Raw genomic sequence first — 15,412 nt, 5'->3', positions numbered from 1 at the left:
ATGCCGATGTCCGCAAAGGGAGATCCCCGATGAGTTATTTCCTCGATCGCTTGCAGTTCTTCAAGCGTGACCCCCAGACCTTTGCCGATGGCCATGGATTTGCCAAGAGCGAGGGCCGCGACTGGGAAAACAGTTACCGCGCCCGCTGGCAGTACGACAAGATCGTGCGGTCCACCCATGGGGTGAACTGCACCGGCTCCTGCAGCTGGAAGATCTACGTCAAGAACGGCCTGGTCACCTGGGAAACCCAGCAGACCGATTACCCGCGCACGCGTCCGGACCTGCCCAACCATGAACCGCGTGGCTGCCCGCGTGGCGCCAGCTACTCCTGGTACCTGTACAGCGCCAACCGGCTGAAGTACCCGCTGATCCGCGGCACGCTGCTGCGCCTGTGGCGCGAAGCGCGCAGGAGCAAGGCCCCGGTCGATGCCTGGGCCAGCATTGTTGAAGACAAGGAGAAGGCGCGTTCGTACAAGACCCGCCGCGGCATGGGCGGCTTCGTGCGCCTGCAGTGGGAAGAGGCCAACGAGATCATCGCCGCTTCCAATCTGTACACGGTGAAGCAGTACGGCCCGGACCGCGTGGTCGGCTTCTCGCCGATTCCGGCGATGTCGATGGTGTCCTACGCCGCCGGCGCGCGTTACCTGTCGCTGCTGGGCGGCGCCTGCCTGTCGTTCTACGACTGGTACTGCGATCTGCCGCCGGCCTCGCCGCAGATCTGGGGCGAGCAGACCGACGTGCCCGAATCGGCCGACTGGTACAACAGCCGCTACATCATCGCCTGGGGCTCGAACGTGCCGCAGACGCGTACGCCCGATGCGCACTTCTTCACCGAAGCGCGCTACAACGGCACCAAGACGGTGGCGATCTGCCCGGACTATTCCGAGCTGGCCAAGCTGACCGACCACTGGCTGCACCCCAAGCAGGGCACCGACGCTGCGCTGGCGTTTGCGTTCGGCCATGTGATCCTGCGTGAGTTCCATGTCGATTCGCCCTCGCAGTATTTCCAGGACTACTGCCGCCAGTACTCGGACATGCCGATGCTGGTGCGCCTGGAGCGCCGCGACGATGGCCGCCTGGTGGCGGGCCGCTTCCTGCGCGCCAGTGAGCTGGGCGGGCTGGGTGAAGCCAACAACCCGGACTGGAAGACCCTGGCCTACGACGAGAACAGCGGCCAGATCGTGGTGCCCAATGGCTCGATCGGTTTCCGCTGGGGTGAAAAGGGCCGCTGGAACATCGAAGAGAAGGCCAGCAATGGCGCCGACACGCGCCTGCGCCTGAGCTTGTCCGACGCCAATGACGGCATCGAGGCGGTGAGCTTCCCGTACTTCGGTGGCATTGAAAGCGACGGCTGGACCGCCGCACCGGCCGAAGACGTACTGGACCGCAACATTCCGGTGCGCCGCCTGGCCACGGTCGACGGCGGCGAGACGCTGGTGGCCACGGTCTACGATCTGCTGCTGGCCCAGTACGGCGTGGACCGTGGCTTTGGCGGCGGCAACGTGGCATCGAGCTTCGATGACAGGGTGCCGGGCACGCCGGCGTGGCAGGAGCGCATCACCGGCGTGTCGCGCGCCGAGGTGATCGAGATCGCCCGCGAGTTCGCGCGTACCGCCGACAAGACCCACGGCCGCTCGATGATCATCGTCGGCGCGGGCATGAACCACTGGTTCCACAACGACATGAACTACCGCGGCCTGATCAACATGCTGATCATGTGTGGTTGCGTGGGCCAGACCGGCGGCGGTTGGGCGCATTACGTGGGCCAGGAGAAGCTGCGCCCGCAGACCGGCTGGCAGCCGCTCGCGTTCGGCCTGGACTGGAGCAAGCCGCCGCGCCACATGAACGGCACCTCGTTCTTCTATTTCAACACCGGGCAGTGGCGTTACGAGAAGCTGCAGGTGGACGAGCTGCTGTCGCCGCTGGCCGATGCCCGCAAGTACAGCGGCAGCCTGGCCGACCTGAACCTGCGCGCGGTGCGCATGGGCTGGCTGCCGAGCACCCCGCAGCTGGACCGCAACCCGCTGCAGTTGGTACGCGAGGCCGAAGCGGCCGGCGTGGCCCCGGCGGACTACGCGCTGGGCAAGTTCAAGGATGGCTCGCTGGACTTCGCCTTCGCCGACCCGGACGCCAGCCAGAACCACCCGCGCATGATGTTCATCTGGCGCTCGAACCTGCTCGGTTCCTCGGGCAAGGGCCACGAGTACATGCTGCGGCACCTGCTGGGTACGCGCCACGGGCTGCAGGGCAAGGACCTGGGCGAAATGGGCGCAGTGAAGCCGCAGGAGGTGAAGTGGCGCGACGACGCGCCGGAAGGCAAGCTGGACCTGCTGGTCACGCTCGACTTCCGCATGTGCACCACCGCGCTGTACTCGGACATCGTGCTGCCGACGGCAACCTGGTACGAGAAGGACGACCTCAACACCTCGGACATGCACCCGTTCATCCACCCGCTGTCCAAGGCGGTGGACCCTGCGTGGGAATCGCGCAGCGACTGGGACATCTTCAAGGAGGTGGCCCGCACCGTGAGCGAGATGGCGCCGGGCGTGCTGGGCGTGGAGAAGGACCTGGTGCTGGTGCCGACCCTGCACGACACCCCAACGAGCTGGGCATGCCGTTCGGCGTAGCCGACTGGAAGAAGGGCGAGTGCGAGGCCATTCCGGGCCAGACCATGCCGTCGATGACGGTGGTGGAGCGTGACTACCCGAACCTGTACCGCAAGTTCACCTCGCTCGGCCCACTGCTGGACAAGCAGGGCAACGGCGGCAAGGGCATGAGCTGGGACACGAAGCACGAGGTCGAGTTCCTCGGCAAGTTGAACCACACCGTGCACGAAGAAGGCATAAGCCAGGGGCGCCCGGCCATCTCGACCGCGATCGACGCGGCCGAAGTAATCCTGCACCTGGCGCCGGAAACCAACGGCCACGTGGCGGTGAAGGCCTGGGAATCGCTGGGCGCCTTCACCGGTCGCGAGCATACGCATCTGGCGGTGGGCAAGGAGCACGAGGCGATCCGCTTCCGTGACATCCAGGCGCAGCCGCGCAAGATCATCTCTTCGCCGATCTGGTCGGGACTGGAAGACGACAACGTCAGCTACAACGCCGGCTATACCAACGTGCACGAGCTGATTCCGTGGCGCACGGTGACCGGTCGCCAGCAGTTCTACCAGGACCACGAATGGATGATCGACTTCGGCGAGGCCTTCATGAGCTATCGCCCGCCCGTCAACACGCGCACGGTGGAGCCGCTGCTGAACCAGCGCCCGAACGGCAACAAGGAGATCGTGCTGAACTGGATCACCCCGCACCAGAAGTGGGGCATCCACAGCACCTACAGCGACAACCTGATCATGCAGACGCTGTCGCGCGGTGGTCCGATCGTGTGGATCAGCGAGGACGACGCGCGCAGTGCCGGCATCGTCGACAACGACTGGATCGAGCTGTTCAACGTCAACGGTGCGATCGCCGCGCGTGCGGTGGTCAGCCAGCGCGTGATGCCGGGCATGGCGATGATGTACCACGCGCAGGAACGCATCATCAATGTGCCGGGCTCGGAGATTTCCGGCACCCGCGGCGGCATCCACAACTCGGTGACCCGCATCGTGCTCAAGCCGACCCACATGATCGGCGGCTACGCGCAGCTGGCCTATGGCTTCAACTACTACGGCACCTGCGGAACCAACCGCGACGAGTTCGTGATCGTGCGAAAGATGGACAAGATCGATTGGCTGGACGATGAGGCAGTACCTGCAGCTGTAAAGGAGGTGGTGTGATGAAGGTCCGTGCACAGATCGCGATGGTGCTGAACCTGGACAAGTGCATCGGCTGCCATACCTGCTCGATCACCTGCAAGAACGTCTGGACCTCGCGCGAGGGCGTCGAGTACGCCTGGTTCAACAACGTGGAAACCAAGCCGGGCATCGGCTACCCGAAGGAATGGGAGAACCAGGACAAGTGGAACGGCGGCTGGGTGCGCAGCCGCGCCGGCAAGCTGGTGCCACGCGCAGGTGGCCGCTGGCGCATGCTGGCCAAGATCTTCGCCAACCCGGACCTGCCGCAGATCGACGACTACTACGAGCCGTTCGATTTCGACTACCAGAACCTGCACACCGCCAAGGACAGCCAGCACCAGCCCACCGCACGCCCGCGTTCGCTGATCAGTGGCGAGCGCATGCAGAAGATCGAGTGGGGCCCGAACTGGGAGGAGATCCTCGGTTCGGAGTTCAGCAAGCGCTCACGCGACTACAACTTCGACCAGGTGCAGAAGGAGATCTACGGCGCCTTCGAAAAGACCTTCATGATGTACCTGCCGCGCCTGTGCGAGCACTGCCTGAACCCGGCGTGCGTCTCGGCGTGCCCCTCGGGCGCGATCTACAAGCGCGAGGAAGACGGCATCGTGCTGATCGACCAGGACAAGTGCCGCGGCTGGCGCATGTGCGTGTCGGCGTGCCCGTACAAGAAGATCTACTACAACTGGAAGAGCGGCAAGTCGGAGAAGTGCATCTTCTGCTACCCGCGCATCGAGATGGGTGAGCCAACCGTGTGCTCGGAAACCTGCGTGGGCCGCATCCGCTACCTGGGCGTGATGCTGTACGACGCCGACCGCATCGCCGAGGCCGCTTCGGTAGCCGCCGAGAAGGACCTGTACCAGGCCCACCTGGACATCTTCCTGGACCCGAACGATCCGGCAGTGATCGCCGCCGCGCGCAAGGAAGGCATCCCGGACAGCTGGCTGGATGCGGCCAAGCAGTCGCCGGTGTACAAGCTGGCGATCGACTGGAAGCTGGCGCTGCCGCTGCACCCGGAATACCGCACGCTGCCGATGGTCTGGTATGTGCCGCCGCTGTCGCCGATCCAGTCCGCCGCCGAGCGTGGCCGCGTGGGCATGAGCGGCGAGCTGCCGGACGTGGCGTCGCTGCGCATCCCGATGCGCTATTTGGCCAACCTGCTGACGGCCGGTGACGAGGCGCCGGTGGTACGCGCGCTGGAGCGGCTGATGGCGATGCGTGCCTGGCGCCGGGCCAAGAACGTGGACGGCGTGGAAGACACCGCCGTGCTGGAACAGACCGGGCTAAGCATCGCCCAGGTGGAAGAGATGTACCGCTATCTGGCCATTGCCAACTACGAGGACCGTTTCGTGATTCCGACCGGCCACCGCGAGTACGCCAACGACGCCTTCGGTGAGCGCGGCGGCTGCGGCTTCAGCTTCGGAAACGGCTGCAATGGTGACAGCCCGGCGGACCTGTTCGGGCAGCGCAAGACCACCACCTTCGTGGTGGACAAAGGCCCGAACCAGCGCCGCAAGGAGGTGGTGTGATGAGCGTGCTCAAGCTGGTCGGGGTGTTGCTGGACTACCCCCGCGAGGAACTGTGGGAGCACGGCGAGGAGCTGCTCGCCGCCTGTGACGACCCGGCGCTGAACCCCGCCCGCCGCCAGCAGCTGCGCAGCTTCGTGCAGCAGCTGCTGGCCACCGATGCGCTGGATGCACAGGCGGCGTGGCTGGCCAGTTTCGACCGCGGCCGTTCGATGAGCCTGTTGCTTTTCGAACACATCCATGGCGAGTCGCGCGACCGCGGCCAGGCCATGGTCGATCTGGTCGAAACCTACCGCCGCAACGGCTTCGAACTGGATGCCCGCGAGCTGCCGGATTACCTGCCGTTGCTGCTGGAGTTCCTGGCCCACCGCCCCGGTAGCGAGGCCCGCGAGTGGCTGCACCACATCGGCCATATCGCCGGCATGCTGGCCGCGCGTGCCGCCGAGCGTGAGCTGCCGCACCGGGTGCTGTTCGAGATCCTGGTCGAAGCCGGTGACGGCAAGGCCGATCTGCAGGCGCTGCGCCAGCGTGCCAGCGAGGAAGTCCGCGACGATACCGCCGAGGCCATGGACCGCTTGTGGGAGGAGGAGGCGGTGCGCTTCGGCGCCGAAGCCCCTGCCGAAGACTGCAAGCCGCCCGTGCGTTCGCCGGCCCGTCCTTCGCATCGTGAGGTCCAGCCATGAGTTACTCCCTGCATCAATTCGCCTTCCAGTACTACCCGTACATCGCCGTGGCAGTGCTGCTGATCGGCAGCTGGGCCCGCTATGACAAGGCCATGTACACCTGGCGCACCGGCTCCAGTCAGATGCTGTCGGACAAGGGCATGCGGCTCGGCAGCAACTGCTTCCACATCGGTATCCTGGCCATCCTCGGCGGCCACCTGGTCGGGCTGCTGACGCCGCACGCGGTGTACGAGCACTTCATCACCTCCTCGCAGAAGCAGATGCTGGCGATGGTGGTCGGTGGTGTGTTCGGCGCACTGTGCTTCATCGGCATCAGCATCCTGCTGGTACGCCGCCTGTTCAATGCGCGTGTTCGGGCTACCGGCAGCTTCGGTGACACCCTGGTGCTGGTGCTGCTGTTCGCGCAGCTGTGCCTGGGCCTGTACAGTATCCGCGTCTCGTCCGGTCACCTGGACGGTGGGGTGATGGTGCAGCTGGCCGAGTGGGCGCAGCACATCGTGACCTTCCGTGCCGGAGCCGCTTATTACATCGAGGGCGTCAGCTGGGTCTACAAGATGCATATCTTCCTGGGCCTGACCCTGTTCCTGATCGCGCCGTTCACCCGCCTGGTGCACGTATGGAGCATTCCGATCAGTTACCTGTGGCGGCCCTACCAGGTGGTGCGCCGCCGTCAGGCCACGCTGCGCTATGGGCCGCGGGAGTAAACCATGCGCAGCCTGCCGAAATTCCTGCCGATTACCGTGATCGACTCCGCCGCACCGGTTCCCGCCGAGGCGCATTCGCACCACCATGACGCGGCGGCGCAGGGGCCGCGTTCGCTCGGGCAGCCGGCACCGTGCCGGCTGTTCGTGGACGAGACCGCGATCAGCGAGGCCGACATCGCCCGCGAGATGCAGCACCACCGGGCGATGCGCCCGCAACAGTCACGTGCCGAAGCGGCACGCGCACTGGTGGTGCGCGAACTGCTGCGCCTGGAAGCGCAGCGGCTGGGCCTGCAGGCGCCGGAGGGTAACCGGGTAAGTGACGAGGAAGTGCTGATCCAGCAGCTGCTGGAAGACGCGATCGAAGACCGCGTGCCGACCGATGAAGACTGCCGGCGCTACTTCGAGCAGAACCCGGAGCGCTTCCGCTCCCCCGACCGTGTGCGCCTGCGCCATATCCTGCTGGCCGCACCGGCCGACGACGTGGCCGGGCGCTTCGCTGCACGCACCGAGGGCGAGCGGCTGCTCGGACTGCTGAAGGAGTCGCCGCACCTGTTCGCCGATTTCGCCCTGCGTCATTCACGCTGCCCGTCCAGCAGCGAAGGCGGTGACCTGGGCTGGCTGCAGCGTGGGCAGACCACGCCGGAGTTCGACCGACAGGTGTTCCGCCTGCGCGAAGGCCTGGCCGGTTTCCCGGTGGAATCGCGCTGGGGCTACCACGTGGTCTGCGTCGATGCCCGCGAGGAAGGCCAGCCGCAGCCGTTCGAGGCCGTGCTGCCGCAGCTGCGTGACTACCTGGAGTTGCAGGTGCGGCAGCGCGAGGTGCAGGCCTACCTGCTGCAGTTGCAGGAACGCTACCCGGTGCGCGGGCTGGATGAGATCGAAGCCGAAGCGGATATCGGCTGAACCCCTTTGAACGAGGAAAATTCATGAACCAGGCCCTTGCCCCCGCCAGTGCCGGGCAGCAGCAACGTGCGCTGTGGCTGAGCACGTTCGCCTTCACCGTGTGCTTTGCGGTGTGGATGATCTTCTCGATCATTGGTATCCAGATCAGTCAACAGCTCGGTTTGAATGACACCCAGTTCGGTCTGTTGATCGCCACGCCGGTGCTGACCGGCTCGGTCAGCCGCGTCTTCCTCGGCATCTGGTCCGACCAGTTCGGTGGCCGCAAGGTGATGGTGCTGGTGATGCTGTGTGGTGCAGTCGCTACCTGGATGCTGACCTACGCACAGACCTACAGCCAGTTCCTGGTTGCCGCGCTGTGCGTGGGTATCGCCGGCGGCAACTTCTCGGTGGGCGTGGCCTACGTCTCGAAGTGGTTCCCGGCCAGCAAGCAGGGCACTGCGCTGGGCATCTTCGGTGCCGGCAACATCGGTTCGGCGGTGACCAAGCTGCTGGCGCCGCTGGTGATGGTGGCGGCCGGCTGGACCATGGTTGCCAAGGTCTGGGCCGTCGCGCTGGCGGTCACTGCGGTGCTGTTCTTCCTCTTCAGCAAGGAAGACCCGTCTCTGGAACAGCGCCGCCGCGAAGGCGTGAAGCCGGTGCCGTTCGCCGAGCAGATGGCACCACTGAAGAACCTGCAGGTATGGCGGTTCTCGCTGTACTACTTCTTCGTCTTCGGCGGCTTCGTGGCGCTGGCGTTGTGGCTGCCGCACTACCTGGTTGGCGCCTATGGCATGGACGTGGGCCACGCCGGCATGCTGGCGGCGTGCTATTCGATCCCGGCCAGCCTGTTCCGCGTGGTCGGTGGCTGGATGTCGGACCGGATGGGCGCGCGCCGGGTGATGTACTGGACCTTCGGCGTGTCGGCCATCTGCACCTTCCTGCTGGCCTACCCGGATACCGAGTATGTGGTGAAGGGTATCCACGGGCCGCTCCATTTCCATCTGGCCATCGGCGTGGTGATGTTCACCGTGCTGGTGTTCGTGCTGGGCTTCTTCATGTCGCTGGGCAAGGCCGCGGTCTACAAGCACATTCCGGTGTATTACCCCAGGCATGTGGGCGCGGTGGGCGGCGTGGTCGGCATGATCGGCGGCCTGGGTGGCTTCGTCCTGCCGATCGTGTTTGGCGCGTTGAACGATGCGGTGGGCATCTGGAGCAGCTGCTTCATGCTGCTGTTCGTGCTGGTGGCGGCTGCACTGGCGTGGATGCATTTCGCGATCCGCCGCATGGAACGTCGCCACTTCCCGCAGATCGACCGCGAAACCGACCTGCCCGAAGCCATCGACGCGGCTGCCGCCGAGCGGGTGCGCGGCGGGTGAAGGGTGCTGCCGGCCAGCGGCCGGCACTACCAGGACGATACGCGGCGGGTGAAGGGGTGATGCCGACCAGCGGCCGGCACGACCGAGTGGTGGGTGAAAGGGTAGTATCGGCCGCTGGCCGGCAGGAACCATCAGATGCGCCACGCTTGATTTCAATCAGGGCCACGCGAAGAGGAACGCCCGAAGATGTCTGCCATGAGCTTCCACGTTGACGAGAGCGAGGACACTGCGCTGCAGGCGGCATTGCTGCGGCAGCCACGGCACGTGCTGTTTCCGCCGGCTGACCAGTTCAGTACCGGCTTTGGCGAAAGCGGGTGGCGCGCCGCCGTGCGCGCCAGCAACGAGCACCTGATCCCGCGTGGTTTGACGCTCGGCTTCCAGGCGGGTCGTGGCGGGCGCGACGTGCCACCGCAGGCGTATCTGGACACCCTGCTGCTGGCGCTGCGCCTGCAGGCCGGCGCGCTGGCTGAAGATCGCGAGGTGGTGGCAATGGTGCTGCAGTTGGGGCTGGCCGAGACGCTGCCGCCACCACAGCTGGGCCAGCTGCTGGATGCCGTGCCGCAGTACTTGCGCACCGTGGCGCGGCCACAGGTGGAGGTGCGGCTGGACGCGGGCAGCGCGCTGGCGCCGGCACAACTGCGTGCGGTGGGCTGCACCCGCCTGAACGTGATCGATCGCGCCGATGCACCGGGGCCGACGCTGCTGGCGCATGCGCGACAGGTGGGCTTTACCGCGCGATGCTACCAGTTGCGGGTGCCCGGCAGCGCGGATACCGGCTTCATCGAACGACTGCATGAGGTGCTGGCCGAAGCGCCCGAGCGCATCCTGCTGCCGGCGCCTTGCGCGCTGCCAGAGCATCCCTCGGCGGCACGATGGCTGCAGAGTTGGCGCCTGCTGCGCGCAGCCGGCTACGAACCGATCGGTGGTGACCACTACCAGCGCGGCGACCTGCCGATCCCGCATGGCCCGGGCGATGGCCAGCGTCATTGTGACCTGGCCGGCGTGCCACGCCGCGACCGCAGCGATTTCATCGGGCTTGGGCTGTCCGCCTGCAGCCAGATCGGCGAGGTGTTCTACCGCCTGGAGGACGAACTGGGCGAATGGCGTGCGCGGCTGCAGGCCGGGCATATGGGCGTGTCTGCCGGATTGATCCTGTCCGAAGACGAGCGACTGGCGGCCGAGGTGGCGCAGAGTATCGCCTGCGATCACGCGCTCGATGCGGCTGCCTTCGAATGGCGCAACGATGAACCGTTCGAAGAATGCTTCGCCGGGCAGCTGCCAGCATTGGCACCGTTGCTGGCGCGCGGCTGGGCGCACTGGGATGCGCGCGTGCTGCGGCTGGCCGAAGAAGGGCGCCTGCTGTGGCGTATGATGGCCGCATGCTTCCGGCCGGCGGCCGCCATCGCTTGAGTCTTGCCCAGATGTCTTCGAATCCGCCTTCGCACGGCCGCCTTGGACAGGCCACCCCGAACCCCGCCGCCGCCGATGACGGCGACGCGCTGCACTTCTGCAGCACCTGCGCGTTTTCCGACGCCTGCATGTCGCAGGGCTACGACAAGACCGCACTGGGCGATCTGCACGTGCTGGTCGACCACGTCGGTCCGTTCCATGCGGGTGACTACATCTTCCGCGCTGGCGAGTCGTTTGATTCGATTGCTGCGGTGCGCGCCGGCATGGTCAAGACCTTCGTCGACGACAGCCAGGGCAACGAGCAGGTGCTGGGCTTCAGCCTGCCGGGCGAAGTGATCGGCCTGAATGCGATCCACGGTTCGCGCTTCCCCTGCAATGCGGTGGCGCTGGATACGGTGCATCTGTGCCGCATCTCGTTCCCAAAGCTGAGCTCGCTGGCCACGCGCATGCCCGGGCTGCAGGCCAAGCTGTTCAGCCTGCTCAGTGCGGAGATCGGCAAGGTCGCCACGCTGGCCGCCAACCACCGTACCGAAGAGCGCATGGCCGCATTCCTGCTGGACATGTCCGAGCGCTACGCGCGGCGCGGTTTTTCTGCCACGCGCTTCAACCTGACGATGGCGCGTACCGAGATCGCCAACTACCTGCGGATGGCGCCGGAAACCGCCAGCCGCGTGCTGCGCCGCCTGAGCGATGATGGGATCATCGCGGTGAAGCAGCGTGAGATCCTGCTGCTGCAGCCCGAGCGCCTGGCCGCGCTGGCGGTGGCCGACGAATCCGATCCGAACTGAACCTGGCCGGGAGCCGACGATGAAGCGAGCTGGACTGTTGTTGCTGGGCCTGCTGGCCACGGTGCCGGCCTGGGCGGCCACGCTGACCGTTTCGGCGGCATCGAGCCTGACCGAGAGCTTCCGCGAACTGGGCAATGCCTATGAGAAGGCGCACCCGGGCACCAAGGTCGATTTCAACTTCGCCGCGTCCGGCGTGTTGCTGCAACAGATCAGCCGCGGTGCGCCGGTGGATGTGTTCGCCTCGGCCGACGAAACCACCATGGACCAGGCCCAGCAGCAGGATCTGCTGGCGGCCGGCACCCGCGAGGTGTTCGCGGTGAACGCGCTGTGGGTGGTGGTGCCACCGCAGGCCAAGGCGGCGCCGCGTACCTTGAAGGACCTGGCCGGTGCCGGTGTGCAGCGCATCGCACTGGGCAACCCGGACAGCGTGCCGGTCGGCCGCTATGCCAAGGGCGCACTGGAAGTGGCGCGCCTGTGGTCGTCGGTGCAGGGCAAGACCATCACCACGCAGAACGTGCGTCAGTCGCTGGATTACGTGGCGCGCGGTGAAGTGGATGCCGGCTTCGTCTATGCCACCGATGCGCAGGCGATGCCCGACCGGGTGCGCCGTGCGTTCGCGGTGCCGGTGTCCGGGCGCATTGCGTATCCGCTGGCGGTGACCAGGGCCAGTACGCAGCCGGCAGAGGCACGGCGCTTCGCTGCCTTCGTGCGTTCGGCACAGGGCCAGGCGATTCTGGCCAAGCACGGGTTCGGCAAGCCCTGAGGCATGGATCTGGACTGGACCGCGCTGGGGTTGTCGCTGAAGGTGGCCGGCTGGGCCACCGCGATCAATCTGGTGCTGGGCGTGGCGCTGGGCGCGTTGCTGGCCCGCCGTCGCTTCCCCGGGCGCGAGCTGCTGGATTCGCTGCTGACCCTGCCGATGGTGCTGCCACCGACGGTGCTGGGGTACTACCTGCTGGTGTTGATCGGTCGCAATGGTCCGATCGGTGCGTGGCTGCAGTCGTGGTTCGGCATCAACCTGGTGTTCACCTGGCAGGCGGCCGTGATTGCTGCGGCGGTGGCCTCGCTGCCGCTGGTGTTCAAGCCGGCACGCGCGGCGTTCGAGGAAGTGGACGGGCAGCTGGAGCAGGCCGCACGCACGCTGGGTGTGTCCGAAGTGGCGGTGTTTTTCCGCATCACGCTGCCACTGGCGTGGCGCGGCATCCTCGCCGGCCTGCTGCTGGCGTTTGCGCGCGCAATGGGCGAGTTCGGCGCGACGCTGATGGTGGCCGGCAGCATTCCGGGCCGGACGCAGACGTTGTCGATCGCCATCTACGAGGCGGTACAGGCCGGCCAGGACGGCAAGGCCAATGCGCTGGTGATTCTCACCTCGGTGGTCTGCATCGTGATCCTGTTGCTGGCCGCGCGGCTGGTGGGCGGGCGTCGCCGGGAGCTGCGCGATGTGGCTTGACCTGCAGGTGCAGCGTCGCCTGCAGGCGGCCGGCCAGGAGTTCGTGTTGGACGTATCGCTGCAGTGCACGCAGCGGCAGGTGGTGTTGTTCGGGCCTTCGGGCGCGGGCAAGAGCCTGACCTTGAAGGCGGTGGCCGGGCTGCTGCGGCCGGGCCAGGGTCATGTGCGCGTGCAGGGGCAGACCCTGTTCGATGCGGCCACCGGCGTGGATCTGCCGCCGCAGCGCCGCCGGCTGGGCTATGTGTTCCAGGATTACGCGTTGTTCCCGCACCTGAGCGTGCGCCAGAACGTGGCGTTCGGGCTGGAGAAGGGGTGGTTGAATCCGCGCGTGGGCCAGCGCTTCGATGCGGTGGAGCAGTGGTTGCAGGCATTCCGCATCGACACCGTGGGTGATCTGCTGCCCTCGCAGATTTCCGGCGGGCAGCGCCAGCGCAGCGCACTGGCGCGGGCGCTGGTGACGCAACCGCAGGCGTTGCTGTTGGATGAGCCGTTCTCCGCGCTGGATCATGACCTTCGCCAGCACCTGCGCCAGGAGTTGGAGGCGGTGCTGGACAAGACCGGCATCCCGTTGTTGTTGATCAGCCACGATCCGCAGGACGTGGCCATGTTCGGCCAGCAGGTGGCGCGCATGGTGGACGGGCGTATCGTCGGCGATTGACCTGCATCTGTAGAGCCGAGCCCATGCTCGGCTGCTGTTGGCGGTGTTGCGAAAAGCAGCCGAGCGTGGGCTCGGCTCTACAGGATCTACGGATCAATACAGTTCACAGTGCGTGCGGCCTTCATTGCGCAGCGCGTCCCAGCGCCCTTCGCCACCGATGGCATCGATGGCCTCGCGCACCGCGCCTTCCAGGTGGCGCTTGTTGCCGCACAGGTACAGATGCCCGCCCCGGGCCAACACGTCGCGCACTTCGGCGGCACGCTGCTGCAGCACATGCTGCACATAGACCTTTTCGACGCCATCGCGCGAGAACGCGGTATGCAGGCCAGCCAGAACGCCACGCGTGTGCCAGTCCTGCAGCTGGTCGCGGTACAGATAGTCGTGCTGGCGGTGCTTCTCGCCGAACACCAAGTGCACTTCGCGTTCGCAGGCATTGGCCTGCAGTTCCTGCATCAGGCCCATCAACGGTGCGATGCCGGTGCCGGTGCCGACCAGCAGCAGCGGTGCCTGGCCGGTATCGGGCAGGTGGAAGCCAGGGTTGGAACGGCAGTACACCCGGGCGTGGTCGCCGCCATGCAGCAGGCTGCCGGTGGCAGTGCCGAAGCGCTCGCGGCCGCGCAGGGTGTAGCGCACTTCGCGCACGCACAGGCTCAGCTGGTCGTGGCACGGATGCGAGGCGATGGAATAGGCGCGCGGCAGCCGCGGTGACAGCAGCTCGCGCAGCCGGGCCTGCGGCACGCCGTCCGGCGTGGCGTGGTCCTGCAGCACGTCCAGCAGGTCCAGGCCATGCAGGTAGGCGTCGAGCTCGCGCTTCTGGTTGACCTTCAACAGGCGCTTCAATCCCTCGCTGCCGCTGAGCCTGGCCAGTTCGCGCAGCACGCCCTTGCTCAGCAGGCGCAGCTCGCGGTCGTGCAGGGCGGCCACGGCGGTGCTGTCGCCGTACCAGGTGGCCAATGCCCGCAGCAGGGCAGGATCGTTCTCCGGCACCACGTGCAGGGTGTCACCCGCGCGGTAGGCCATGCCACTGCCGGCGATGTCCAGCTGCAGGTGCCAGGCAGCGGGGTCGCTGCTGTTCAAGCGGCGACGTTCGAGAATGCGGGCGGCAAAGGCATTGTCTTCGCCATAGGCGGTGACCTGCAGGTGCAGGTCGTGGCCAGCGTTGAGGTCGCCCTCCAGCACCTTGCCCAGCACCGGCCGCCATTGCTGGAAGAACTGCTCGTAACCCAGGTCGGCGTCCACGCGGTGCAGCAGCGGCTGCGCCTGGCGCTCGCTCAGCGCAGCATCCAGCGCCTTGGTGAAGCCACAGAAGTTGGGGTAGCCGGTGTCACCAAGGCCGAACACCGCATAGCGCAGGCCAGCCAGCGTCGGGGTCTGGCGCAGTGTTTCGAAGAACTGTTCGCCGCTGGCTGGCGGTTCGCCATCGCCGAACGAGCTGGAAATCGCCAGCAGCACATCGCCGTGGCCGAGACTGGCCACGTCGATGTCGTTGAACGGGAGCACCTGCGGCGCGTGCGGCTGCAGGTCCGCGCCCAAGCGCTGGGCCAGGGCGCGGGCATTGCCCGACTCGGACGCGAATCCCACGAGCAGGCGGCTGAAGGGCGTACTGGTCGGGAGGGCGTTCACGCGGCCTCGTAGAAGTCGTCGAACTTTTCCTTGCTGAACTCGACCAGGTCGTAGTTCTGCATCAGGTCGTTCACCACGCGGCGGATGCTGATGTAGGAGGTGATGTTGCCGTCGCCGTCGAACAGCGGTTGCACGGTGGTGTCGACCACGTAGAGCACGCCGCCCTTGCCGAGGTTGGGCACGATGCCGGTCCAGGTCTTGCCGGCCTTGATGGTGTCCCACATGTCCTTGTAGACCGCCTTGGGCACGTCCGGGTGGCGCACGATGCTGTGCGGCTGGCCGATCAGTTCCTCGCGGGCGAAGCCGGTGAGCGTGCAGAACAGGTCATTGGCGTAGGTGATGTTGCCCTGCAGGTCGGTGGTGGAGATCACCATGACGTTCTGCAGCGCATTCACGAGCTGGGCGTTGTCGGGGGAGTAGCTCATCGCAGGGTCCTTGTAGAGGCCGGCTGCGCCGGCGTGTTCGGGTTCTGCATAGGAATACGCCCGCGTGGCAGCGGGCGGTTTGACATTGGTCAAGCGCGTA

At 66.5% G+C, this 15,412-nt stretch carries 12 protein-coding genes and 1 pseudogene; 11 read left to right on the top strand and 2 right to left on the bottom strand.

Translation table 11 applies throughout. From position 1 onward, the window contains the following. Positions 1–29: 29 nt before the first annotated feature. The 11 genes and pseudogenes from ROV93_RS06775 to ROV93_RS06725 all read left to right on the top strand — a co-directional run bounded on the left by ROV93_RS06775 (position 30) and on the right by ROV93_RS06725 (position 13,264). A pseudogene (locus ROV93_RS06775) lies at positions 30–3,772 on the top strand (nitrate reductase subunit alpha). Next, the gene (narH, locus tag ROV93_RS06770) at positions 3,772–5,316 is read left to right on the top strand and encodes a nitrate reductase subunit beta (RefSeq protein ID WP_065177652.1); all 1,545 of its coding nucleotides are present in this window, start codon (positions 3,772–3,774) and stop codon (positions 5,314–5,316) included. The pseudogene ROV93_RS06775 and the gene narH overlap by 1 nt, the downstream one beginning before the upstream one ends. Beyond that, positions 5,316–5,996 carry a nitrate reductase molybdenum cofactor assembly chaperone gene (gene narJ / locus ROV93_RS06765; RefSeq protein WP_005416842.1) on the top strand — a complete coding sequence of 227 codons (681 nt, stop codon included), beginning with the start codon at positions 5,316–5,318 and terminating at the stop codon, positions 5,994–5,996. The genes narH and narJ overlap by 1 nt, the downstream gene beginning before the upstream one ends. Further along, positions 5,993–6,700 (top strand): respiratory nitrate reductase subunit gamma, encoded by a 708-nt coding sequence (gene narI, locus ROV93_RS06760; RefSeq protein ID WP_072167565.1) that lies wholly within the window; start codon positions 5,993–5,995, stop codon positions 6,698–6,700. Before narJ ends, narI begins: the two co-directional genes overlap by 4 nt. A gap of 3 nt (positions 6,701–6,703) precedes the next feature. Beyond that, positions 6,704–7,603, top strand: a complete 900-nt coding sequence (locus ROV93_RS06755) for a peptidylprolyl isomerase (protein ID WP_065185686.1) — start codon at positions 6,704–6,706, stop codon at positions 7,601–7,603. A 23-nt stretch (positions 7,604–7,626) separates the two neighbouring features. Next, positions 7,627–8,958, top strand: a complete 1,332-nt coding sequence (locus ROV93_RS06750; RefSeq protein WP_005416836.1) for a nitrate/nitrite transporter — start codon at positions 7,627–7,629, stop codon at positions 8,956–8,958. A 195-nt stretch (positions 8,959–9,153) separates the two neighbouring features. Next, the gene (locus ROV93_RS06745) at positions 9,154–10,368 is read left to right on the top strand and encodes a coproporphyrinogen III oxidase (protein WP_072167566.1); all 1,215 of its coding nucleotides are present in this window, start codon (positions 9,154–9,156) and stop codon (positions 10,366–10,368) included. Between the two features lie 11 nt (positions 10,369–10,379). Further along, positions 10,380–11,156 (top strand): helix-turn-helix domain-containing protein, encoded by a 777-nt coding sequence (locus tag ROV93_RS06740; protein WP_005416832.1) that lies wholly within the window; start codon positions 10,380–10,382, stop codon positions 11,154–11,156. 19 nt (positions 11,157–11,175) lie between these two features. Beyond that, positions 11,176–11,919 (top strand): molybdate ABC transporter substrate-binding protein, encoded by a 744-nt coding sequence (gene modA, locus ROV93_RS06735; RefSeq protein ID WP_065185684.1) that lies wholly within the window; start codon positions 11,176–11,178, stop codon positions 11,917–11,919. Between the two features lie 3 nt (positions 11,920–11,922). After that, positions 11,923–12,606: a molybdate ABC transporter permease subunit gene (modB, locus tag ROV93_RS06730; RefSeq protein WP_065177657.1), complete on the top strand. Its 684-nt coding sequence runs from the start codon at positions 11,923–11,925 to the stop codon at positions 12,604–12,606. After that, on the top strand, positions 12,596–13,264 hold the full coding sequence (locus ROV93_RS06725; protein WP_072167567.1) for an ATP-binding cassette domain-containing protein: 669 nt from the start codon (positions 12,596–12,598) through the stop codon (positions 13,262–13,264). Before modB ends, ROV93_RS06725 begins: the two co-directional genes overlap by 11 nt. Positions 13,265–13,357: 93 nt before the next feature. On the opposite strand, the gene ROV93_RS06720 is transcribed toward ROV93_RS06725, so the two are convergent. Together ROV93_RS06720 and ROV93_RS06715 are read right to left on the bottom strand one after the other, a co-directional pair. Further along, positions 13,358–14,887, bottom strand: coding sequence for a sulfite reductase flavoprotein subunit alpha (locus ROV93_RS06720; RefSeq protein WP_312538945.1), 1,530 nt, complete (start codon positions 14,885–14,887; stop codon positions 13,358–13,360). Then, positions 14,884–15,312, bottom strand: a complete 429-nt coding sequence (locus ROV93_RS06715) for a PAS domain-containing protein (RefSeq protein WP_069138376.1) — start codon at positions 15,310–15,312, stop codon at positions 14,884–14,886. The genes ROV93_RS06720 and ROV93_RS06715 overlap by 4 nt, the downstream gene beginning before the upstream one ends. Positions 15,313–15,412: the final 100 nt, after the last annotated feature.

It is taken from the genome of Stenotrophomonas maltophilia group sp. msm4 (assembly GCF_032025605.1).
In the GTDB taxonomy this organism is placed as follows: Bacteria; Pseudomonadota; Gammaproteobacteria; order Xanthomonadales; family Xanthomonadaceae; genus Stenotrophomonas; species Stenotrophomonas sepilia.
Note: the sequence above shows the minus strand (reverse complement) of the source record. Positions and strands in the feature narration are given on the sequence as shown.

What these genes read in the sequence shown, in the direction of transcription:
- modA (WP_065185684.1), top strand. Translation starts at nt 11,176, where the DNA reads ATGAAGCGAGCTGGACTGTTGTTGCTGGGCCTGCTGGCCACGGTGCCG.
- ROV93_RS06755 (WP_065185686.1), top strand. Translation starts at nt 6,704, where the DNA reads ATGCGCAGCCTGCCGAAATTCCTGCCGATTACCGTGATCGACTCCGCC.
- narJ (WP_005416842.1), top strand. Translation starts at nt 5,316, where the DNA reads ATGAGCGTGCTCAAGCTGGTCGGGGTGTTGCTGGACTACCCCCGCGAG.
- narI (WP_072167565.1), top strand. Translation starts at nt 5,993, where the DNA reads ATGAGTTACTCCCTGCATCAATTCGCCTTCCAGTACTACCCGTACATC.
- ROV93_RS06725 (WP_072167567.1), top strand. Translation starts at nt 12,596, where the DNA reads ATGTGGCTTGACCTGCAGGTGCAGCGTCGCCTGCAGGCGGCCGGCCAG.
- ROV93_RS06745 (WP_072167566.1), top strand. Translation starts at nt 9,154, where the DNA reads ATGAGCTTCCACGTTGACGAGAGCGAGGACACTGCGCTGCAGGCGGCA.
- ROV93_RS06715 (WP_069138376.1), bottom strand. Translation starts at nt 15,312, where the DNA reads ATGAGCTACTCCCCCGACAACGCCCAGCTCGTGAATGCGCTGCAGAAC.
- ROV93_RS06740 (WP_005416832.1), top strand. Translation starts at nt 10,380, where the DNA reads ATGTCTTCGAATCCGCCTTCGCACGGCCGCCTTGGACAGGCCACCCCG.
- ROV93_RS06750 (WP_005416836.1), top strand. Translation starts at nt 7,627, where the DNA reads ATGAACCAGGCCCTTGCCCCCGCCAGTGCCGGGCAGCAGCAACGTGCG.
- modB (WP_065177657.1), top strand. Translation starts at nt 11,923, where the DNA reads ATGGATCTGGACTGGACCGCGCTGGGGTTGTCGCTGAAGGTGGCCGGC.
- narH (WP_065177652.1), top strand. Translation starts at nt 3,772, where the DNA reads ATGAAGGTCCGTGCACAGATCGCGATGGTGCTGAACCTGGACAAGTGC.